Origin of the sequence: Burkholderia sp. PAMC 26561 (assembly GCF_001557535.2) — a bacterium.
Classification (GTDB): domain Bacteria; phylum Pseudomonadota; class Gammaproteobacteria; order Burkholderiales; family Burkholderiaceae; genus Caballeronia.
Genome location: NZ_CP014307.1, coordinates 741,229 through 762,884, shown reverse-complemented (window position 1 = coordinate 762,884; position 21,656 = coordinate 741,229). Strand labels below are relative to the sequence as shown.

Annotated in this window: 21 protein-coding genes; 15 read left to right on the top strand and 6 right to left on the bottom strand. The window is 59.1% G+C overall.

Going from position 1 to position 21,656, the window contains the following annotated elements; translation table 11 throughout:
• The first annotated feature begins 88 nt into the window (after nucleotides 1-88).
• Nucleotides 89-1,981, top strand: a complete 1,893-nt coding sequence (locus AXG89_RS19160) for a DUF3857 domain-containing transglutaminase family protein (RefSeq protein ID WP_062171660.1) — start codon at nucleotides 89-91, stop codon at nucleotides 1,979-1,981.
• Between the two features lie 6 nt (nucleotides 1,982-1,987).
• On the opposite strand, the gene AXG89_RS19155 is transcribed toward AXG89_RS19160, so the two are convergent.
• The gene (locus AXG89_RS19155; protein ID WP_062171658.1) at nucleotides 1,988-2,902 is read right to left on the bottom strand and encodes a recombination-associated protein RdgC; all 915 of its coding nucleotides are present in this window, start codon (nucleotides 2,900-2,902) and stop codon (nucleotides 1,988-1,990) included.
• Between the two features lie 55 nt (nucleotides 2,903-2,957).
• Here AXG89_RS19155 and AXG89_RS19150 point away from each other — a divergent pair, with 55 nt between their 5' ends.
• Nucleotides 2,958-3,398: a GNAT family N-acetyltransferase gene (locus tag AXG89_RS19150; protein WP_062171656.1), complete on the top strand. Its 441-nt coding sequence runs from the start codon at nucleotides 2,958-2,960 to the stop codon at nucleotides 3,396-3,398.
• A gap of 30 nt (nucleotides 3,399-3,428) precedes the next feature.
• On the opposite strand, the gene AXG89_RS19145 is transcribed toward AXG89_RS19150, so the two are convergent.
• Both AXG89_RS19145 and AXG89_RS19140 read right to left on the bottom strand, forming a co-directional pair.
• Nucleotides 3,429-3,617, bottom strand: a complete 189-nt coding sequence (locus AXG89_RS19145; RefSeq protein WP_062003427.1) for a hypothetical protein — start codon at nucleotides 3,615-3,617, stop codon at nucleotides 3,429-3,431.
• 436 nt (nucleotides 3,618-4,053) lie between these two features.
• Nucleotides 4,054-4,902, bottom strand: coding sequence for an alpha/beta hydrolase (locus AXG89_RS19140; RefSeq protein ID WP_372237043.1), 849 nt, complete (start codon nucleotides 4,900-4,902; stop codon nucleotides 4,054-4,056).
• A gap of 433 nt (nucleotides 4,903-5,335) precedes the next feature.
• On the opposite strand from AXG89_RS19140, the gene AXG89_RS44250 reads away from it, so the two are divergent.
• The 9 genes from AXG89_RS44250 (at nucleotide 5,336) to denD (ending at nucleotide 14,270) form a co-directional block, all read left to right on the top strand.
• Entirely contained in the window at nucleotides 5,336-6,934 is a 1,599-nt protein-coding gene (locus AXG89_RS44250) for a methyl-accepting chemotaxis protein (protein ID WP_162916085.1), read from the top strand.
• A gap of 166 nt (nucleotides 6,935-7,100) precedes the next feature.
• Complete coding sequence (locus tag AXG89_RS19130; RefSeq protein ID WP_062171652.1) at nucleotides 7,101-7,373, top strand: DUF4148 domain-containing protein; 273 nt, start codon at nucleotides 7,101-7,103, stop codon at nucleotides 7,371-7,373.
• Between the two features lie 180 nt (nucleotides 7,374-7,553).
• Entirely contained in the window at nucleotides 7,554-8,258 is a 705-nt protein-coding gene (locus tag AXG89_RS19125; RefSeq protein WP_062003424.1) for a FadR/GntR family transcriptional regulator, read from the top strand.
• A gap of 24 nt (nucleotides 8,259-8,282) precedes the next feature.
• Nucleotides 8,283-9,185 (top strand): L-threonate dehydrogenase, encoded by a 903-nt coding sequence (gene ltnD / locus AXG89_RS19120; protein WP_062003423.1) that lies wholly within the window; start codon nucleotides 8,283-8,285, stop codon nucleotides 9,183-9,185.
• Nucleotides 9,185-10,459, top strand: coding sequence for a 3-oxo-tetronate kinase (otnK, locus tag AXG89_RS19115; protein ID WP_062171650.1), 1,275 nt, complete (start codon nucleotides 9,185-9,187; stop codon nucleotides 10,457-10,459). The genes ltnD and otnK overlap by 1 nt, the downstream gene beginning before the upstream one ends.
• Nucleotides 10,459-11,112, top strand: coding sequence for a 3-oxo-tetronate 4-phosphate decarboxylase (otnC, locus tag AXG89_RS19110; protein ID WP_062171648.1), 654 nt, complete (start codon nucleotides 10,459-10,461; stop codon nucleotides 11,110-11,112). Before otnK ends, otnC begins: the two co-directional genes overlap by 1 nt.
• A gap of 42 nt (nucleotides 11,113-11,154) precedes the next feature.
• Complete coding sequence (locus tag AXG89_RS19105) at nucleotides 11,155-12,495, top strand: MFS transporter (RefSeq protein WP_062171646.1); 1,341 nt, start codon at nucleotides 11,155-11,157, stop codon at nucleotides 12,493-12,495.
• 21 nt (nucleotides 12,496-12,516) lie between these two features.
• Nucleotides 12,517-13,314 (top strand): 2-oxo-tetronate isomerase, encoded by a 798-nt coding sequence (otnI, locus tag AXG89_RS19100; protein ID WP_062171644.1) that lies wholly within the window; start codon nucleotides 12,517-12,519, stop codon nucleotides 13,312-13,314.
• An 8-nt stretch (nucleotides 13,315-13,322) separates the two neighbouring features.
• Nucleotides 13,323-14,270 carry a D-erythronate dehydrogenase gene (denD, locus tag AXG89_RS19095; protein ID WP_062171643.1) on the top strand — a complete coding sequence of 316 codons (948 nt, stop codon included), beginning with the start codon at nucleotides 13,323-13,325 and terminating at the stop codon, nucleotides 14,268-14,270.
• Between the two features lie 51 nt (nucleotides 14,271-14,321).
• On the opposite strand, the gene AXG89_RS19090 is transcribed toward denD, so the two are convergent.
• Complete coding sequence (locus AXG89_RS19090; RefSeq protein WP_062171641.1) at nucleotides 14,322-15,215, bottom strand: NAD-dependent epimerase/dehydratase family protein; 894 nt, start codon at nucleotides 15,213-15,215, stop codon at nucleotides 14,322-14,324.
• 210 nt (nucleotides 15,216-15,425) lie between these two features.
• On the opposite strand from AXG89_RS19090, the gene AXG89_RS19085 reads away from it, so the two are divergent.
• The 4 genes from AXG89_RS19085 (at nucleotide 15,426) to AXG89_RS19070 (ending at nucleotide 19,640) form a co-directional block, all read left to right on the top strand.
• Nucleotides 15,426-16,427 (top strand): ABC transporter permease, encoded by a 1,002-nt coding sequence (locus AXG89_RS19085; protein ID WP_062003745.1) that lies wholly within the window; start codon nucleotides 15,426-15,428, stop codon nucleotides 16,425-16,427.
• 81 nt (nucleotides 16,428-16,508) lie between these two features.
• Entirely contained in the window at nucleotides 16,509-17,429 is a 921-nt protein-coding gene (locus AXG89_RS19080) for a sugar-binding protein (protein WP_372237046.1), read from the top strand.
• Nucleotides 17,430-17,443: 14 nt separating this feature from the next.
• Nucleotides 17,444-18,952 (top strand): sugar ABC transporter ATP-binding protein, encoded by a 1,509-nt coding sequence (locus tag AXG89_RS19075; RefSeq protein ID WP_062171637.1) that lies wholly within the window; start codon nucleotides 17,444-17,446, stop codon nucleotides 18,950-18,952.
• 31 nt (nucleotides 18,953-18,983) lie between these two features.
• Complete coding sequence (locus tag AXG89_RS19070; RefSeq protein ID WP_062003414.1) at nucleotides 18,984-19,640, top strand: aspartate/glutamate racemase family protein; 657 nt, start codon at nucleotides 18,984-18,986, stop codon at nucleotides 19,638-19,640.
• Here AXG89_RS19070 and AXG89_RS19065 read toward each other — a convergent pair.
• Both AXG89_RS19065 and AXG89_RS19060 read right to left on the bottom strand, forming a co-directional pair.
• Entirely contained in the window at nucleotides 19,615-20,400 is a 786-nt protein-coding gene (locus AXG89_RS19065; RefSeq protein ID WP_062171635.1) for a Crp/Fnr family transcriptional regulator, read from the bottom strand. The two genes, AXG89_RS19070 and AXG89_RS19065, sit on opposite strands and share 26 nt — an antisense overlap.
• Nucleotides 20,401-20,550: 150 nt before the next feature.
• On the bottom strand, nucleotides 20,551-21,645 hold the full coding sequence (locus AXG89_RS19060; RefSeq protein WP_062172592.1) for a tartrate dehydrogenase: 1,095 nt from the start codon (nucleotides 21,643-21,645) through the stop codon (nucleotides 20,551-20,553).
• Between the last annotated feature and the right edge of the window lie 11 nt (nucleotides 21,646-21,656).

Sequence of the window (21,656 nt, the reverse complement as noted above, 5' to 3'; positions counted from 1 at the left end):
CAGCACGAACGAAACGGGCGGCCCAAGCGCCCAACCAAACCTCCTGTACGATTGACGCCTCAATCCAGAGGCGGAGCGCCCAAGGCTCATGAACCTGCAACGATCCCGTGCACGCAATGCCCTTGCGCTGCTCGCCGCATTCCTGATGTGCATGCTCCGCCCCGCGTTCGCGGCCGACACCATGGAGACCGAACAACCATCCACCACGATCAGCGACGTCCACATCTTTACCATCGCTGACGATGGTTCCCTCACCGAAGACGATGAAATCACGCTGAAAGCCAACACATCCGCAGGTATTGGCGATGTCGCGCAGCGGTATGTCTGGTTCGACAAATCCACATCGACGGTCCAGGTCAGCGACGCCTATTCCGTCAGCGCCGATGGCACCCGCCACGACGTTGCCCCCGACCAGATCCGCGAGATCCAGGAACCGCGCTCCGCCGGCGCCCCGACCTTCGCCGACGGCCGCCTCAAGGCGGTGATCTTCCCTGCCGTCGATGCCGGGTCGACCGTGCATCTGCGTTTTCACAAGACGGTGTCGAAGTCGGTCATTCCCGGACAGTTCGATTATTTCGTGGAGCCCGCCCGCGGTCCCGTTCAAAGCCAGACGCTCGTCTTCGACCTGCCCGAAGACAAGCCGCTTTACGCCGATGCGCGCGGCTACAAAGCCCTGTCGCCTGTCACGCACAACGGCCGCACGCGCTACGAATTCGCATACAGCACGCTGCACTACGACCGCGTTGAAGCGGGTGCGGTCGGCTACGTGCAATTCGGCGATCGACTGATGGTATCGACGTTTCCCGATTACAAAAGCTTCGCGGCGAGTTATCGCGATGGCGCCATCGATCCAACCGCAAACGATCCCGCCATTCGCAATCTGGCTGAATCGCTGACGCGTAATAACGCCACCTCCCGCGAAAAAGCCGCGACGCTCTACGACTGGGTTCGTCACAATATTCGCTACGTATCGCTTTATCTGGGGCAAAGCCCCGCCGTCCCGCACAAGGCGTCGCAGATCCTCGCGAACCGCTATGGCGACTGCAAGGACTACGTGGCGCTGTATGGGGCGTTGTTATCGGCGGCCGGAATCGAGAACGAGCCGGCGCTGGTCGCGCTCGGATCGGTGTACACGTTACCGTCGGTGCCGGGCTACGGCGCGAGCGCGATCAATCACATCATCACGTGGCTGCCGGGCTTGAATATGTACGCCGATGCCACCGCTTCCGCCGTCGAGTTCGGATATCTGCCGCTTGCCGAGATGGATCGGCCGGCATTGCTCGTTGGCGATGGCACGCTCACACGGACACCGCCAACGCAGCCGCTATCACGCGATGTGCGTTTGCAGATCGCGGTAGCGCCGGATGGATCAGCGGCGTTTTCGTCGCAAGTTGAAGATGGGGGGTGGAGCGCGGGACCCGAGCGCGCGATCCTGCGGCACGCGGCGCCCCAGCGCCGTCAACAAATCGGCGATGCCCGTCTGCATGCGACCGGGCTGCGCGGCGCTGCGAGCCTGACGGCAAGCGACCTGGATGCCACCGGCACGCCTGTCACCACGACAATACGCGGCACGCTCGATGACGTCGTATGGTCAACCGGAACCACGGCATTACCGGCGCTCACGAGTTTGTCGGGCGGCATCGCATCGCAAGTCGAGAACCTGCTTGCCGAACGCGTTCGCACGCAACCGTTCGTGTGCATTGGCGGCAACTTCAACGAAGTCGCGCAACTCAGCTTGCCGAAGACCGTGCGCGTGAATGACGTCCCTGCGGACACCAATATCAGCGATACGTTCTTCACGTATTCATCTCGCTATGTATTCGATCCTGCGACCAACCTGCTCCAGACCGAGCGTCATCTGCAGGCGAACTTCGGCAAGCAGGTGTGCTCGCCCGCCGAGTTCGCCGCCATGCAGCCGGCGTTGAAACGCATTGAACGGGATACGAAGTCGCAGGTCGTCGTCAAGTCGACGACGAATTGAACGACATCAGGCGGCAGCCTTGGAAAAGTCCTGCTCGCCGCCAAGCGTATCGACGATATCCGCCAGCATCTTTGCGAGTTCGCCCGTCATCAGCGTGAAGTCGGAATCGAAGACTTCGTCGTCACCGTGCGCGGTGGGATCGGCTGCTTCCTTGATGACATCGAGCGGCGTGATGCGCTTGATGGTCAGTGACGGCGTCAGCACGAAAGAGATCCGGTCCTGCCACGTCATCGCAAGACGCATGCATTGCTTGCCCGCTTCGATATGACGGCGCATGTCGTCGATCTCGAGCGCATGGCCCACATAACGCACGGTCGCGTTGCCTTCGCCGCTCGAACGCAGCTCCGTGTCCTGATCGAGTGAAAAGCCACCGGGACCTTCTCCCGACAGCAGCCAGTCCGTCATTGCCGCGACCGGCGCCATTGCGACACGCACGCTTGCAAGCGGCAATTGATCGATCGATTTCACGAGCAGACCGAGGACGTCGTCAGCGAGCGTGGGCGATGCTGCATCGATCACGAGCCAGCCGTTGACGGTATCGATCCACACGCGTGTATCGCGGCGAATGCTGAAGGCGCGCGGCAGGAGTTCGTCGGTGACTTGTTCCTTGAGTTCGCGCATTTGCTTGCGGCCAGGCTTGAATCCCTGCTGCTCTTCCAGCTCAGCGGCGCGTTCCTTGACGAACTGCGTCACCACCGAGGCCGGCAGCAACTTCTTTTCCGCGCGCGCGACGAGCAGCATCTGGCGATTCTTGGCATAGACGAGTGATCCGTCATCGCGCGGCGATGCCCAGCCGTGGCTCTGCATTTCCACGCCGCCGCCCGGCACGAACGCGTGCGGAGCAAGCCATTTTTCGATCTGTTCAGGAGTGACGGCCCAAGGGGCCGGGAGACGATGAAGCTGAAGGTTCTTGAACCACATAGGCATCCGGGCAAAACGCACTATTCTATAGGACAGTGAACAAGCGTTTGCACAAATGAACCTCGACATGCGGCAAGCAGTATCGGCAGACGCTGAATGGTTGTACGAGACCTACAAAGAAACGATGGTCGGCTTCGTCACCCAAGCGACCGGCTGGGACGAACACGCTCAACGAACGGGATTCGCGAAAAGCCTTCGCCAGGGTTCGTGCAGGATCGTGATGCAAGGCGACGAGCGTTGCGGGTTCGTGCACTGGGAGGTCGAACCTGATCTGGTCTGGCTGCGGATGTTGTGCGTCGTTCCTGCGGTGCAGCGGCAAGGCATCGGACGCGAGATGCTAAACGACATGGCGTCGTTGGCGTACAGCTTGAACAAGCCGCTTTACCTGCATGTCTTCCGAAGCAACAGGATCGCGTATGCATGGTATGGCCGGGTGGGTTTTGTCGAGACAGACGATGATGCAACAATCGCTACATTGATGCTGGGCGGCGGGTAGAACCGGAACCGCCCAACTGAAGCACAGGTTCTAGAGCTCGGCAATCTGCGTGGTCAGTTCCCTGATCATCCCGCCCAGATACATGGCCGTTTCTTTTCCCGATTTCTCCGGGTTGTTAAAACTGCATGCCACGATTTCCTTAAGCAACCCCGCTTCGAGCGCTGCCTGCACCATTTCGACTGCTTTCCTTGCTGCCTCGTCCCTGGCGTACACGGTCATGGTCGTCCCCTCGAGTGGCCGATATCGGCTGGTTCGATTCTACGCGCGTGCTGACACCGTGCCGCTTGACGACGACACGTTTTAAATGGTGCAACGCAGGGACCATGCGATGAACGGATGATGGCGCGAAATGCGCGCCATCATCCGGGGTGTTTGAAGCGGGGCTGCAAGCTCACTCGCCGCCCCTGGCTCGCTGAAAATGTTTGGCAACAACTTTCGAGGAGAACGCGAGTTGTTTTTAATTTATCCCAAAAACGCGAGTTGCTCAACGGCAATCGCGTTTGTCTGAGGGACATACTTCGCCCAATACCATGTAGCGCCGGCAATTCGCCGGAAACGGCAATTCAGTTTTGCAGTTCTCTGGCGAATAATCGAAATGCAAAGGCACGCAATGCAACTTCAGTGCCGTTGCGTTGTGTGCCGTTTGTCAAAACTATCAGCTTTGATCTTGCGCGTGTTGCGCAGCTTGTTCGATTAACGCCGCGACTTCTTTCGGATGCGACTCATAAACGGAATGGCTGGCGCCTGGGATCTCGACAGTGTGACTATGCGCACGCGCGGCGTACATGCGCTCCAGATCCGGGTTGATGATCTTGTCCGACTTGGCAACCATGTACCAGCTCGGCTTGGTCTTCCACGCCGGGTCGGGGATCTCGCCGGAGAAGACCGATGCTGCCGTCGGCATCTGCGCATTCGCTTCGAATTGAGCTTGCTTCAGCGGCAAGTCGGCCGCGAAGTCGGCCGGGTAATCGGCCGGATTCAGGAACAGGAAACCGTCCGGCGTCTTCACGACGGCCTTCGTCGAGTTCGGATACTTCTTGCCGTTGCTGACTTCGGTTTCACCCACATCGAGCGCATGTGCTGCGATATAGACCAGCGCCTTCACATGAGGATCGTTGCCGGCTTCCGTGATGATCGCGCCGCCATAGCTGTGACCCACGAGCACGACCGGGCCGTCTTCACGATCCAGAACGCGCTTGGTTGCGCTCACGTCTTCGCCAAACGATGTCAACGGCTCTTGCACGAGCTTCACGTTGTATCCGTCTTTCGTCAGGATGTCATAGACAGGCCGCCATCCGGCTCCGCCAACAAACGCGCCATGAACCAGAACGATGTTCTTGATCGGTCCGTGAGCCGGGGGCGCCGCCATCATGGCAGCGGGTGCAGCCTGCTGATCCTGTGCGGGTTGCATCTTCATTTGTATCTGCTGAGCGAATGCGCCGGTTGAAACCAATGCGCTTGCGATGAGCGAGAGGACCAGTTTGGCATGGATCTTCATTTTCAAAACTCCAGGATATAAGCGGTGTGTGTAGGGGCGAACACCGTCATGTCCCACCTATTCCATTTGATCTAAAAAATTTTTAATCTGGCGCAGCGTTAAAGAATGGCGCTCGTTTGCCGTTAATCAGCCTTGGAGTTTCGAAGTGACGCTTGCTTCGAGCCCGGGCTAGACCGAAATTTTCTCCCGCACGGTCTGGCCATCAAATAGAGGGATGCGCGCGCGTTTTCCAAGATGCGAGCCGATTTCCCCTTGTGTCCTGTGGCGCCGAAACCGGCGTCATGACAGAGAGACGACACGATCAGTTGTCATCGCGATGGCTTACAGCATCGAAAGCCAAGGCATCGTCATTTCGGAAGCCTTGCAAATGATTCGCTTTGGCTTTGCCATGCGCATTGGTATTGCCCGCCTTTCAAACTCAAATAACAAGGTCATGTTGATGAATCAGTTCAAAGTTGTGACGCGCCTCTCGGTGGCTTTTGGTGCATTGCTGGTGCTTCTCGGCGTGGTGGCTTTCGTCGGGCTGTTTGGAATGGCGAGAATCAACGACACGCTGACGAACATCGTGGATCGCAGCACTCAGGAAATGACGCTTGCGCAGACCATGCGTTCTTCGCTGGACCAGCGTTCCATTGCGATCCGCGACATGCTGCTGTTCGAGGACGAGAAAGAGGTCAAGGCCAACGTCGACAAGATCAGGCATGAAGAAGGCATCTATGACGACGCAGCGCGTGCGCTCGCCGCGACGTTTGCATCCAGCGGACATGTCAGCGACACCGAGCAGACGCTCCTGACCAAGCTCAAGTCCGACGAAGCCACCACCATGCCGCTGATGGCGCGCACGGCGCAGCAGATCTTGTCGAACGACAAGGCGTCGGCAAACCAGTCGCTGATCCAGGAAGTGCGTCCCAGGCAGATTGAATGGCGCGGGACATTGCGCTCGCTGATCGAGCTGGAAAAGAAAACCATGTTCGACGACGCAAGCCGTGCGCAAGCCGGTTACGCGCGCCTTCGTGTGGTGACGCTCGGGGCGGCGCTGGCCGCGTTGATCATCGGCGTGGTGGCCGCGATGGTCATCACGCGAAGCATCTTGAAGCAACTTGGCGCGGAGCCCGGGGAAGCGCAACGCGTGGCAAGCGAGATCGCGGGCGGGAACCTGAGCGTGCCGGTCGTTCTCGGTCGTGACGATGACCGCAGCCTGATGGCATCGCTCGAAGCCATGCGCGCGCAGTTGAGCGCCATTGTCAGCGGCATCAAGACATCGGCGGATTCGATCGCGGTTGCCGCAAACGAGATAGCGCAGGGCAACCTGGACTTGTCGCAGCGCACGGAAGAGCAGGCGGCATCGTTGCAGGAGACGGCGTCGAGCATGGAAGAGCTGACATCCACGGTCAAGCAAAATACCGATAACGCCAAACAAGCCAACCTGCTTGCCAAGAGTGCGTCGGATGCAGCGGCTGCCGGCGGTCATGTGGTCGAGAGCGTGGTCAGCAAGATGCAGGAGATCTCCGCGAGTTCATCGAAGGTGGGCGAGATCATTACGCTGATCGAAGGCATCGCGTTCCAGACCAATATCCTCGCGCTGAACGCTGCGGTGGAAGCGGCGCGTGCAGGTGAACAAGGCCGCGGTTTTGCGGTGGTTGCAGGAGAGGTGCGCACGCTCGCGCAACGTTGCGCAAGCGCTGCAAAGCAAGTGAAGGATCAGATCGGCGAATCGCTCGGTCACGTGGATACAGGATCGAGTCTCGCCGCCGATGCAGGCCGCAGCATGAACGATTTGCTGACGTCGGTGAGACACGTGACGGACATCATGGCCGAGATATCGGCGGCTTCGTCGGAGCAGAGCACCGGGATAGAACAAGTCAACGTTGCTGTCAGCCAGATGGATGAGGTCACGCAGCAGAATGCGGCACTCGTCGAACAGGCCACCGCCGCGGCGCAAGCGATGGCCGATCAGGCCAACAGTCTGCGTGAAGCGGTCGGGGTGTTCAGGGTGGCAAGCCTGGGTGAGCGCGGGACGCGAATGCTTGCGGCGTGATTTTTTGAACGCCGCCTGATGCTTGCACCGCTCATGAGGCGAACATGACGCGCTTGTAATCCTGGCGTCAGCCTGGAGCCACGGTTGGGTGCGCAAAATGACAGTCAGGCATCGCTCATAGAAAGCAGTGCCGCACTGACGTTCCACCACTCAAGAGGCAACCATCATGAAAGCATCGATATGCGCAACTATCGCCGCCGCTGTCATCGCGATTCCTTCCTTCGCTTTTGCTCAGGCCGATACCTCGGGCAACGCCCCTATCACGCGGGCACAGGTCGGGGCCGATCTGGTTCGGGTCGAACAGGCGGGGTATAACCCGGCAAGCAGCGACATAAATTACCCGGCGGATATTCAGGCCGCCGAGGCAAAACTCAACGCCGATCACGCTTATGGCGGCGTATCGAACGGTTCGGCGAACGGGGCTGCGGTTCAGAATTAGGGTCAGCGACGCGCCGACTGGAGTTGCGCGGGGTGCGGACAAGCACCTCGCGCTCAATACTCGCTCGTTAGGCACCCGTCCTCGCAGCGCCAGGCAGATCAGGGTAATTGCCAGTATCTTAAATTTGTTGGAAATTTGTATGATGACCACATCACCCAACAAATTAACGATGCTGCATACATGTTCGAAAAGATTCCCGCGCGGGCGCTGAGCGACTCCGTCGCACAACAACTCCTTCTGCAAATCGAAAAGGGCGGCTTCACAAGCACCGGCAAATTGCCGACGGAAGCCGTGCTGGCGCAGGAGTTCGGCGTCAGCCGGACCGTCGTGCGGGAAGCGATTTCCCGCCTCAAGAACGAGGGCATGGTCGAACCGCGGCAGGGTAGCGGCGTGTTTATTGTCGAGCGGGCGGGGATCCGGCCGCTGCGCATCGACTACGCGCAGGCCGTGGAGCCGGGCGCGGTGGTGCAGATACTGGCATTGCGCCGGGCTATCGAAGCCGAAGTCGCGGCGGAAGCGGCCATGCGCCGGACCGATGAACAAATGGACGTCATTGAAGCGAAGCTGGCGCAAATCGATGTCGCCGTTGAGCAAGGCGACGACGGCGTCACTGAGGATGTTGAGTTCCATCGCGCCATTGCGAGCGCCACGGGCAATCCGTACTTTCTCACCACGCTCGCTTTCCTCAATCAATATCTTGAAGCGGGCACGCTGGTGACGCGCCGCAATGAAGCGTTGCGTGAAGATTTTTCTCGGCAAGTGCGCGAGGAACATGCGCGCATTGCAGCCGCCATTCGCGCACGCGATCCGCTGGCCGCGCGCAATGCCGCTCAGACTCATCTATATAACGCCGCTCGGCGCCTGGCGGAAGCCGGGATCTGCTGACGTATCAATCGAAAGGATAACGAAATGTCCAGAAACGTAGGCGTGATCGGTTTGGGTGCAATGGGTCTGGGCGTGGCGCGCTCGCTGCTGCGCGCAGGCTTCAAGGTGCATGCATGCGATGTCCGCACTCAAGTGCTCGAAGCCTTCGCAGGCGAAGGCGGGATTGCCTGCGCGACGCCTGCTGAGTTGGGCAGCCAGTGCGAAGTCGTGGTCACCGTTGTGGTCAACGCAGCGCAGACCGAGACCGTGTTGTTCGGCACAGACGCGCAACCGGGCGCGGTTGTATCGATGAAACCCGGCGGCGTGGTGCTCGCATGTGCAACAGTGTCGCCCGCGTTTGCAATCGAGCTTGGAAAACGCGTGGAAGCGGCCGGTCTGCAGATGCTGGATGCGCCCCTGTCGGGCGGCGCAGCACGCGCCGCCTCAGGCGAGATGACGATGATGACCTCTGGTCCCGCTGCCGCGTACGCTGCCTGCGAAGACGTGCTCGCGGCAATTGCGGGCAAGGTGTACAGGCTGGGTGACACCCACGGCAAAGGATCGAAGGTCAAGATCATCAACCAGTTGCTTGCCGGCGTGCATATTGCCGCGGCCGCCGAAGCCATGGCGCTTGGCCTGCGCGAAGGCGTGGACCCTGACGCGCTCTACGACGTCATCACGCATAGCGCCGGCAACTCGTGGATGTTCGAGAACCGCGTGCCGCATATTCTCGCCGGCGATTACACGCCGCTGTCCGCCGTGGATATCTTCGTGAAGGATCTCGGCCTCGTACTCGATACCGCGCGTGCGTCCAAATTCCCGCTGCCGCTGTCCGCTGCAGCGCATCAGATGTTCATGATGGCTTCCACAGCCGGTCATGGCGGCGAGGACGACTCGGCGGTCATCAGGATTTTTCCGGGCATCGACCTTCCGAAAGGAGAGAAGTAATGACGAAAGCGCTGCTTGGCTGCATTGCCGACGACTTCACCGGCGCAACCGATCTCGCCAATATGCTCGTGCGCAGCGGCATGCGCGCGGTACAGACCATTGGCATTCCTGCATCGAATACGGAGATCGAAGCCGACGCGCTGATCGTCGCGTTGAAGTCGCGCACGACTCCTGCAGCGGATGCAGTTGCGCAGTCGCTGGCCGCGCTCGAATGGCTTCGCGCCCAGGGTTGCCAGAAGTTCTTGTTCAAGTACTGCTCGACTTTCGATTCCACCGATGAAGGCAACATTGGCCCCGTTGCGGACGCATTGCTCGACGCACTCGGCGACGACTTCACCATTGCATGTCCCGCGTTTCCCGAGAACGGCCGCACGATCTATCGCGGGAATTTGTTTGTCGGCGATGTGCTGTTGAACGAGTCGGGCATGCAGAATCATCCGCTTACGCCCATGTCGGACCCGAACCTCGTGCGTGTGTTGCAGCGCCAGACAAAGTCGAAGGTCGGGTTGATCGCGTATGACGTGATCGCAAAAGGCGCGCAGGCGGTGCGCGAGAAGATCACCGCGCTGAAAAGCGAGGGCGTGCGTCTTGCCATCGCCGATGCTATTTCCGACGCCGATCTCTACGTACTCGGCGAAGCATGTGCGCAGCTAAAATTGATCACGGGCGGGTCGGGCATCGCGCTCGGTTTGCCGCACAACTTCCATGCAGCAAATCTGCTGGCTGAGGCCACGCATGCATCCGAGTTACCGTCGATCGAAGGAAGATCGGTCGTACTGGCGGGGAGTGCATCGAAGGCGACCAATGAACAAGTTGCGTATTGGCGCGAGAACAAACCGGGCTTTCGCATCGATCCGCTTGCATTATCGCGTGGAGAATCCGTCGTCGAACAAGCGCTCGCATTCGCCGCGGAGCGTTCGGACGAACCCGTGCTGATCTACGCCACCTCCACGCCCGATGAAGTGAAGGCCGTGCAGAAGGAACTCGGCGTGGACAAAGCGGGCCATCTGGTCGAGCAGGCGCTGGCGTCGATTGCAGCAAAGCTACGCGATGCCGGCGTGCGCAAGTTCGTGGTCGCCGGTGGAGAAACATCGGGCGCCGTGGTCCAGGCGCTGGGTGTGAAGTCATTGCGCATTGGCGCGCAGATCGATCCCGGCGTGCCGGCGACACAATCCATCGACGATGAACCGATCGGCCTCGCACTGAAATCCGGCAACTTCGGCACGAAGGATTTCTTCGTGAAGGCGCTGAAGGCTTTGGACGGAGCAGCTTGATGGCGACCGGTGAAACCCGCATTCGCGAAGAGATCTGCGAGACCGGCGCAAGTCTGTATGAGCGTCGATACACCGTCGGCAGCGCCGGCAACATCAGCGCACGTCTTGACGACGGCTGGCTCATCACACCGACCGACGCCTGCCTCGGCCGGCTCGACCCCGCGGACATCGCCAAGGTCGATAATGCCGGCAATCACGTGTCGGGCGGCAAGCCCTCCAAGACGCTCGCCTTGCACAGAAAGATCTACGAGAACAATAGCGACGCACACGGCGTGGTCCATACCCATTCAACGCATCTCGTTGCATTGACGCTCGCCGGTGTCTGGCGCAACGAAGACGTGCTGCCGCCCCTCACGCCTTACTACGTGATGAAAGTTGGACACGTGCCGCTGATTGCTTACCGGCGCCCGGGCGATCCGGCTGTAGCGGAAGAAGTCGCGGCGCTCGCATCGAAGGTGCGTGCCGTGCTGCTGGAACGGCTCGGCCCTGTCGTGTGGGAAAAATCCGTCAGCCACGCGTCTTATGCGCTGGAAGAACTCGAGGAAACCGCGCGTCTCTGGATGCTGGCGCTTTCGACCAATGCACCTCTTCCTGAGCCGCTCGAAGAAGCGGCCATCGATGACTTACGCAAGACCTTCAACGCGCGATGGTAGCGAAGCGGGTCTGATCACCCAACTTGAATCCTGGAGACAAGCATGACCCCTGAACAAGCCGTGCCGCCGGGCGGTACACGCGCGTCCGCAGCAGCCCGTTACGACGATAAGGAACTCGCGAGCACTTACAAGAAAGTCTTCTGGCGCATCGTGCCGTTTCTGATGTTGTGTTATGTGGTCGCTTATCTGGATCGCGTGAACGTGGGCTTCGCCAAGCTGCAGATGTCCCAGGATCTCGGTTTTAGCGAGACGGTATTTGGACTGGGTGCGGGTGTGTTTTTTCTTGGCTATTTTCTGTTCGAACTGCCAAGTAATATATTGATGCACAAGATCGGCGCACGCATCTGGATTGCGCGGATCATGATTACGTGGGGCATCCTCTCCGCGCTTTTCGTGTTCGTCAAGACGCCCACGCAGTTCTACATCTTGCGTTTTCTCCTGGGTCTCGCTGAAGCCGGTTTTTACCCGGGCGTGATCCTGTATCTGACGTACTGGTTTCCATCGCACCGGCGCGCGAAGATCATCGCGGTATTCATGTCGGCTATTCCGGTTGCGGGCATCTTCGGCAATCCGCTGTCCGGCTGGATCATGCAAACCTTCTCCGACAGCCGGCACTTCGAAGGCTGGCAATGGATGTTTCTCATTGAAGCGGTCCCGGCGTTGCTGATCGGCATTGCGACCATTCTTTATCTCGACAACAACATCCGCAGCGCGAAGTGGCTGACAGAACCGGAAAAGCGCCTGCTGGAACACGAAATCAGCACGCAGCCGCAACACGCAAGCGACAGCACCAAACATTCGCTGCGCGCGCTTTTCGCCGATCGCCGCACCTGGTGGATGTCGCTGATCTACTTCGCATTCGTGACAGGGCAATACGGCCTCACGTTCTGGATGCCGACGTTCATCAAATCAACCGGTGTGACCGGGGCATTCAACATCGGCTTGTTGAGCGCGATCCCGTTCCTGGTGGCAATCGTCGTGATGAATATCCTGGGCCATAGCGCCGATAAACACCGGGAGCGCCGCTGGCATCTGATCGTGCCCGCGCTTGCAGCGGCGGTTGGCTTTTCGGTTGCGGCATCGTTTGCAGGCAATACAGCGATATCGATCATTGCGTTGTCTGTCGCCGCCGCCGGCGTGCTGACCTGCGCGCCGCTGTTCTGGTCGTTGCCTACGGCGTTCATGTCAGGTGCGGCGGCAGCAGCCGGTATCGCGGTCATCAATTCGATCGGTAATCTCGCCGGTTTTGCAAGCCCGTACATGATCGGTTATCTCAAGGACCTCACGCACAGCACCGCGAGCGGCATGTATGTACTTGCGGCCATGCTGGTGATCGGCGCCATTGCCACATGGCTCGTGCCAGCCAAGCTCGTGAATCGCTGAACTGAAAAGGAGTTTATTGCCATGCCCCGTTTTGCCGCCAATCTCACGATGATGTACACCGAGCACGCCTTCCTCGATCGCTTCGCTGCCGCGGCGAAAGATGGCTTCAAGGCTGTGGAATTCCTGTTCCCGTATGACTTCCCGGCCGCCGATATCAAGGCGCGTCTCGACGAAAACGGCCTGAAACAAGCCTTGTTTAATGCGCCGCCCGGTGACTGGGCGGCAGGCGAGCGCGGGATTGCGTCGTTGCCTGGACGCGAAGAAGAGTTCGCGCGTTCGCTCGATAAAGCCCTGGAATACACCACCGTGCTCGGCAACAAGACGCTGCACGTGATGGCCGGATTGATCACGCCCGAGCAGCCACGCGAAGAACATCGTGCGGTCTATCTGAAGAACCTCGAACGTGCTGCAGGCGCGGCGCGTTCAGCGGGTATCAAGGTGGTCATCGAGCCGATCAATACACGCGACATCCCGGGATTTTTTCTCAACCGTCAAGACGATGCCCAGGCGATCTGCGCTGAAGTCGGTGCGCCTAACCTTCAGGTGCAGTTCGATTGCTATCACTGCCAGATCGTCGAAGGCGACCTTGCCGTGAAACTCAAGCGCGACATGAAACGTGCGAACGCGGGCATCGGGCATATTCAAATTGCGGGGGTGCCGGATCGCAATGAGCCGGACGTTGGCGAACTGAATTATCCGTATCTTTTCGATCTTATCGATTCGCTGGGCTACGACGGCTGGATTGGCTGCGAGTACCGGCCGAAAGCAGCTACGTCGGATGGCCTCGCCTGGATCAAACCCTATCTGCAACGTGCGTGAGTGAAGCCATGAACATTCTCATCACCGGCGGCGCCGGTTTTCTGGGCCAGCGGCTCGCACGCGGCCTCCTCGAACGCGGCACGCTGATGGGCAAGCCGATTGCCAGCCTCACGTTGCTCGACGTGGTACGCGCGCCCGATTTTGACGATAAGCGCATACGCGCCGAGACGGGCGACATCGCGGACAGAAGCGTGCTGGAACGCTGCATCACCACCGATACGCACGCGATCTTCCATCTCGCCGCGATTGTCAGCGGTCAAGCGGAAGCGGATTTTGAACTTGGCATGCGCATCAATCTGGATGCGTCGCGATTGCTGCTCGATGTATGCCGGACCCTCGGCCATGCGCCGCGCGTGTTGTTCACGAGCTCCGTGGCGGTATATGGCGGCGTGCTGCCTGATGTGGTTCGCGACGATACTGCACTGAATCCGCAGTCATCGTATGGCACGCAGAAAGCGATCGCAGAATTGCTGCTGTGTGATTACTCGCGGCGGGGTTTTGTCGATGGGCGTGTGCTGCGCCTGCCTACCATCAGCGTGCGGCCAGGCAAGCCAAACGCCGCGGCTTCATCGTTTGCGAGCGGCATCATTCGCGAGCCGCTGAATGGCGAACGCGCGGTATGTCCGGTGAACGGCAATACCCGTTTGTGGCTCCTGTCGCCGCAACAGGCGATTGAATCGTTGATCGCAGGGTGCGAACTCGATCAGGCCGCGCTGGGTCTTTGGCCCGTGGTCAACCTGCCTGGTTTGTCGGTCAGCGTGACTGAAATGGTCGATGCGCTGAAGGAAGTGGCAGGCGAAGAGGTGGCTGCGTTGATCGACTGGAAGCCGGATCCGAAGATTGAAAAGATCGTGGGAAGCTGGCCTGGCGCGTGGGACGTCTCACGCGGTGAGAAACTGGGCTTGAGCGCCGACAACAGTTTCGCCGATGTAATACGCGCATTCAGGAAAGGTTAGGAACGGTGATCCGGGGGTCGCGCTTTGAGTGCGGATCCCCGGCCAACGCACTTAAAGCGCGACTTGCTCACGCCATTTGTATTGCTGCTGCCAGCCAAGCAGGCGCTTCAACTTGTCGTTGCTAAGCAGCGTCTCGAACTCTCCCATTTGCTTCTTCACCGGCACGCCGGGATAAAACTCCTTCAGTAAATCGGCGGTCGGCCGGTCCGATGAAACGTCATCGGCCGCGACGTTCATCACTTCAAAACCAAGCCCGTCTTTTTCGATGCCAAGCCGGCACGCCGTCGCCAGATCGCGTCCATCGATATAACTCCATGCAATGCGTTTGCGCAGACCTGGGTCCTTGAGCCATGTCGGGAATTTCTGATAATCGACAGGGTCCAGTACATTGCCAATCCGGAAGCAGTAGATATCCGCGCCGGTGCGCGCGTGGAAAGCCTTTGCTGTGACTTCGTTGATCACCTTTGACATGGCGTAGCTGTCCATGGGATCGACAGGATATTCCTCGTCCAAGGGGAAATACTCCGGATTGCGATGCCTGTGGGCGAACACTACGCCGTACGTGGTCTCGCTTGAAGCCACGATCACTTTCTTGATGCCGAGCTTCGACGCCGCATCGAGCACATTGTAGGTCGCCATCACGTTGATGCGGAAGACCTCGTTGTCGGGCACGATCAGGATCCGCGGGATCGCAGCGAAGTGGACGATTGCATCGATGGGCTTGGGCTCGATGTCGTCCTCGAATTCCTTGAGCACCGTCGTCGACGCAAGCGCATTGAACACCTGGCCCGCGTCGGTCAGATCGGTGATCAGCGTTCGCGCAATAGGCTTTGCCATAGGCACGCGGTCGAGGTTCAACACTTCGTAGCCGTGTGCCACAAGATCCTCAACAACCCATTTGCCGGCCAGCCCGCTGCCGCCGGTCACTATTACTCGCTTCGTCATGTCTCGTGCTCCTGATCTGGTTTTATAGGGACGTCACCTTGAGAAGCATGGTACAGAGGCCCGCACGCAGCGTCTGTGACGAACTTCATAGTCCCACGATGCCGCGCATCAGGGACAACCCCGATGCACATGTATGACGCCCGTCACAGACTCGCCAACCTTGCGCCGCCTACGATCCTTCTAAACCAGAATCAGAACAAGGAGACATCGGTGGCTGCAATATCGTCCAAAGAAGATCCGCACCGGCAATCGTCGGGACTTACCGCCACGTTGCGCGGCCTGCTCAAGATCCGCGAGCTGAACATCTTCTCCGTATTGCTGCTTGTCGGAATCCTGATCAGCATCTTTTCCCCTTATTTCCTTACTACGAACAACCTGATGGGCGTGTTCAGGTCGTTCTCGCTGATCGCCATCATGGCAATAGGCATGATGCTCGTGATCATCACCGGCGGGATCGATTTGTCTGTGGGATCGGTGATGGGGCTTTCATCGCTCGTGACTGCGCTGGCTTTCCAGCACGGCGCGGGTCCTGTGGTCGCGGTGATCGCGGGGCTCGTGGTCGGACTCGCGGTTGGCTGCTTCAACGGTTTGCTGATCACCTGGATTCAATTGCCGCCATTCATTGCCACGCTGGGGACGTTGAGCATCGGACGTGGCCTGATGTACATGATCACGAAGGGCGTACCGGTCACGCCCGATGTTCCCGACAGTTTCACGTTCATCGGGCAGGGGTATGTGGGATTCGTACCGTTTCCCGTGATCATCATGATTGTCATGACCCTCTGCTTTTCTGTGCTGATGCGGCAAACGCGCTTCGGCCGGCATGTTTATGCCACCGGCGGTAATGAAATGGCGGCGCGGCTCAGCGGCGTGCGTACGTTCCGCGTCAAGTTCATCGTCTATGCATTGTCGGGTCTCATCGCCTCCATTGCAGGCGTCGTCAGCTTCTCGCGGTTTGTATCGGCGGAACCGGCTTCGGGGTTTGGCGCCGAGCTGGACGTGATCGCCGCAGCAGCCATTGGCGGTGCGAGTCTTTCCGGCGGTGCGGGCAGCGTGGAGGGCGCCATCATTGGCGCGGCGCTTGCCGGGATCATCACGAACGGCGTGGTGCTTTTGAACATCGATACCTATGCGCAGCAGGCCATTACCGGCTGTGTGATCCTGCTCGCGGTCAGCATCGATATCTGGCGCGTGCGCCGAAAGGGACGTTGAGATCTTCGCTTCCCAACCTTTGTTTCACCACTAAAAACTAGACCTTTGGAGACGAAAATGGATAAAGCATTTCGCAGCGTGATGAGCATGGCCGTGGCGACGGTTGCGCTTTCTATGGGTGCATCGGCAAGCGCCAAGGACGCAAAGGATATCTCCGTCGCCGTGGTGCCGAAGGTGGCGGTTCCCTTCTTCGATGACTGCAATAAAGGCGCGCAGACATCCGCCGACAAGCTGGGCGTGAAGTATCAATGGGTCGTGCCGCAAAACACGCAGGGCTCCACGCAGGTCAAGATCATCGAAGACCTGATTTCGAAGCACGTGGATGGCATCGCCATTTCCGTGAACGAACCCAAGTCAGTCGAAAGCGTGATGAAGCGCGCACAGCAAAGTGGTATCAAGGTGTTGACGTTCGACTCGGATTCGCCGAAGAGCGGACGTTCCATGTACATCGGCACGAACAACGAATCGGCCGGCGCGACGATGGCTGAGACCATGGGCCGAGCGCTGAACGGCAACGGCGAGGTTGCGATCATCACTGGTCAACTCGGCGCGGTGAACCTGAACGAGCGCATTGCGGGCATCAAGAAGGGCCTGGCGAAGTATCCGGGCATCAAGATCGTGGAGACGCAGGGAACAGAAGACGATCTTGCAAAAGGCGTTTCGGTTACCGAGACCACCTTGCGTGCGCATCCGCAGTTGAAGGGAATCTTCGGGGTGAGTCAGGTGGGCGGCCCGGCGGTGTCGAAGGTGCTCAACACCAAGGAATTCGGCGCGATGAAAGGCAAGCTCGAAGTCCTGGCATTCGATGATCTCCCCGACACGCTCAAGGCGCTCAAGGACGGTTCCATTCAAGGGATCATGGTCCAGCGTCCCGTCACCATGGGCTCGCTTGCTGTCGATAACCTGGTCGCGCAGATCCAGGGAAAGGGCGAGGCGCCCAAAGATATCGATACAGGCGTGACGGTAGTGACGAAGGACAACATGGGCAGTTACACGAAATAAGCAAAGGGAACGTCATGGCAACGCCATTCCTGGAAATGCGCGCGATTTCCAAAACCTTTCCCGGAGTGAAGGCGCTCGATGGCGTGAACCTTCAAATCCGGCAAGGCGAAGTGCTCGCGCTTGCCGGAGAGAACGGGGCGGGCAAGAGCACGCTCATGAAAATCCTGACGGGCGTCTACGCCCCTGACCCCGGCGGCAAGATCCTGATAGAAGGCAATGAGATCGAGATGCGCGATGGCAATCATGCCCGCGCGCTTGGTATCGGCATCATTTATCAGGAGCTGTCAGTCGTTGAAAACCTGAGCGTGGCTGAGAATCTTTTTCTCGCGCGCGAGCCGCTCAACCGAGTGGGGTTGCTCGACCGGCCGCGCATGGAGCGCGAGGCCAGGGCGATGCTCGAGACCATCGAGCTGGATGTCGATCCGTCAACGCGTGTCAGCGAATTGAGCGTTGGACAGCAGCAGATGGTCGAGATTGCGAAGGCGCTCGCGTATCAGTCGAAAGTCATCATCATGGATGAGCCGACGGCATCGCTCAGTCATCACGAGACACGCACCCTGCTGCAACTGATCAAGCGGCTGCGCGAGCGGGACATTGCGGTGGTTTATATCTCGCACAGGCTCGAGGAGATATTCGAACTTGCCGACCACGTGACCGTTCTACGCGACGGCCGTACCGTCGATACTTCGCCCATTGCGGAAGTTACGCGCGATTCGCTGGTTCGCATGATGGTCGATCGAGAACTGAGCGACCTGTATCCCGGTTCAGCCAGTTCGCACGCAACCGGGGTTCCCGTGCTGGAGGTTCGCGATTTGTCCTTGCGCGCAACAAAGGGCGCCGAGGCGCGGATCAGGGATATCAACTTCACGCTGCATCGTGGGGAAATTCTCGGGGTTGCGGGACTGGTGGGCTCAGGGCGCACGGAAATCATGGAGATGATCTTCGGCATTCGTCCGTGCACGGGAAGTATCGCCGTCGACGGCAAGAGCGTGAGCATCCGCAATCCCCATGATGCGATTGAACATGGCATCGGCTTTGTGACGGAGGACCGCAAGGCGCAAGGACTGGTTCTCGGAATGAGCGTGCGCGAAAACTTCAGCCTCACGCATCTCAAACGTTATTCGCCTTTCCAGTTCTTGCAGCGCGCAAAGGAAGACGAGAGCTGCAAGCAATTCGTACGAAGTCTTGGCATCAAGACCCCAAGTACCGAGCAGAAGGTCGTCAACCTGAGTGGCGGCAATCAGCAGAAGATCGTCATCGCGAAATGGGTTGCACGCAATCCGAAGGTGCTGATCGTCGATGAACCCACGCGCGGTATCGACATAGGCGCTAAAGCGGAAGTGCATGCGCTGCTCGCGCGTCTCGCTTCGCAAGGTATCGGGATCATTGTGATCTCGTCCGATTTGCTTGAAGTGCTCGCCGTCAGCGACAGGATCCTGATCGTGCGTGAAGGGCGACTGAACGGCGAAATGACGCGTGCCGAAGCCACCCAGGAACGCGTGATGGCGGCAGCCACCGCATGAATTTTCCTTAACGAACCAACCATTAAAAGCCATGACTACGATAGCTGTGATCCATACTGGACCCGTCACCGTCTTGCCGATCAAGGAGCAACTCAACGAACTGATCGCCGGCGCCCGCATCATCAACATCATGGACGACAGCTTGCTGAACGACGTCCGCGCGGCCGGACATCTGACGCCGGAAGTTGCGAGCCGAATCTATAGCTATATGTCGAACGCGCAGGCGATGGGCGCGGACGTCATTCTCAACGCATGTTCGTCGGTGGGTGAGGCGTCGGATTCGCTTAAGGGGTTCATCCGAACGCCAATAATCAAGATCGACGAGTCGATGGCCGAAGAAGCCAGCGCAATCGGCCGGCGTATCGGCGTGGTGGCGACCGTATCGACAACGCTGGACCCGACTGTACGCCTCATCCGGCGCAAGGCGGAGGAACTCGGCCGTACTGTTGATGTGACCGAGCGTATCGCGGAAGGCGCGTTCGAGGCGTTGCTCGCCGGAGATGGCACGCGCCACGACGAAATCCTCAAGCAGACGATCGCGGCGCTTGCCGACGAGGTCGACGTCGTGGTGCTCGCGCAGGTCTCCATGGCGCGTCTGGTGCCTGCGCTCGGCGCGTTGCGCGTACCGGTTCTGTCCAGTCCGCGCAGCGGCGTTGAGGCGGTCAAACGCGCGCTAGCGGCGCTTTGACATATTGCGAACTGAACGGGGACGGCGGCGCTGCAAATGTCGTCGGCGAAATGTGTTGTGCGGGCGTTGCCTTATGCGGCAGATAGCGCGCCACGAAAAGCGGCGTCAGCACGATCTTGCGTTCATGCATGGCGGTGAGCCCGTCGGCCTTGAGATCGTTGAAATGCCGGTTGACCGATTCGCGCGATGTGCCAATGAACTCGGCGAGCTTGTCCTGCGGAATCGACAGGTCGATGAGCACCGAATCACCCGCATCGGCATAGTCGAATTCCACGCCGATCTGGTTGGCGAACATCACGAGGATATTCGTGAGCCGCTTGCGGACATCGTGCAGCGACAGGTTCTCTATGAGCTGCTGCGCTTCCTGCCACCGGCGGTAATGACTTTTCAAAACAAATTGGTTGATGACGTCATAGCGTGCGAGCAGGTGCTTGAAGTCAGGCTTGCGGATATAGCAAAGCATGCTTGGCGCAAGCGTCTGGGCATGATGCGAATAGTTGGCTTCGTTGAGCACGTCGCCGTCTCCGAACAACATGCCTGCCTTGATGAACGACAGCGTGATTTCCTGCCCGTCCTCGGTCAGCCTGAAGAGCCGCACGCTGCCGCTCTTGAGCAAATAGACGTGATTGCTCGAATCTTCCGGGCGATAAATCGTCGTATTTTTTCGCACGGTCCGATGCTCGCTGAATGCAGGCATGACCTCATCTAGACAGTGACGTTCTATGAGCGAAAGCAATTCGCTTTTTCCGACAAACCACATTGGGTGTCTCCTTGTACTTTGCCTCGAAAACCGTGAACGGTCATGAGGTGTTTGAATGCACGCGGTCGCTGTCATTTTCCTGACTCATCAAGTCTACACAGAGCTCGCGATCATTGCGCGCAAGGGGTCAACCCCTACGCGCCCGCAGGCTCAAGCTGTCTGCGGCGCATTCGTTTCATGCGATGCAAGCAGGGCACAGACGGCATCGGTCACCTGGCGCGTCGTGGCCTTGCCACCCAGGTCACCGGTATGCAGCGCAGGGTCGGCCATCACGCGTTCAATTGCATTCATCACGGTGCGGGCCGCGTCCATTTCGCCGAGATGCTCGAGCATCATCACGACGGACCAGAACGTGCCGATCGGATTGGCGAGGCCCATTCCCATGATGTCGAACGCGGAGCCATGGATGGGCTCGAACATGGACGGGTAACGTCGTTCTGGATCGAGATTGGCCGTCGGTGCAATGCCGAGACTGCCAGCGAGTGCTGCGGCGAGGTCGCTGAGAATATCGGCGTGAAGGTTGGTGGCCACGATGGTATCGAGCGTGGCGGGGCGATTGACCATGCGCGCGGTCGCGGCATCCACGAGTTCCTTGTCCCAGGTTACTTCGGGGAACTCCTTCGAGATTTGCAGCGCGATCTCGTCCCACATCACCATGGCGTGGCGCTGCGCATTGCTCTTGGTAATGACGGTCAACAGTTTGCGGGGACGTGACGCTGCCAGGCGGAACGCGAAACGCAGAATGCGTTCAACGCCGGCGCGCGTCATGATGGAAACGTCGGTGGCTACTTCTATTGGATGACCCTGATGCGCACGTCCCCCAATCCCTGCATATTCGCCCTCGGAATTTTCCCTGACGATCACCCAGTCAAGGTCATTCGGCCCGCAGCGTTTGAGCGGGGCATCGATACCGGCAAGAATGCGCGTTGGACGCACGTTGGCATATTGATCGAAGCCCTGGCAAATTTTCAGACGCAAACCCCACAGCGTGACGTGGTCGGGTATGTCTGGGTCTCCGGCTGAACCGAAAAGAATCGCGTCCTTGTCGCGAAGTGCATCGAGGCCATTGGGCGGCATCATCACGCCATGTGCCCGATAGTAATCCCCGCCCCAGCCGAAGTTCTCGAATTCAAATTTGAATCCGTTAGTACGCGCGGCTAGCGCTTCAAGGACTTCTTGCCCGGCCGGGACGACTTCCTTGCCAATTCCGTCTCCGGGAATGGTCGCGATACGGTAATTCTTCATATTCATCTCTT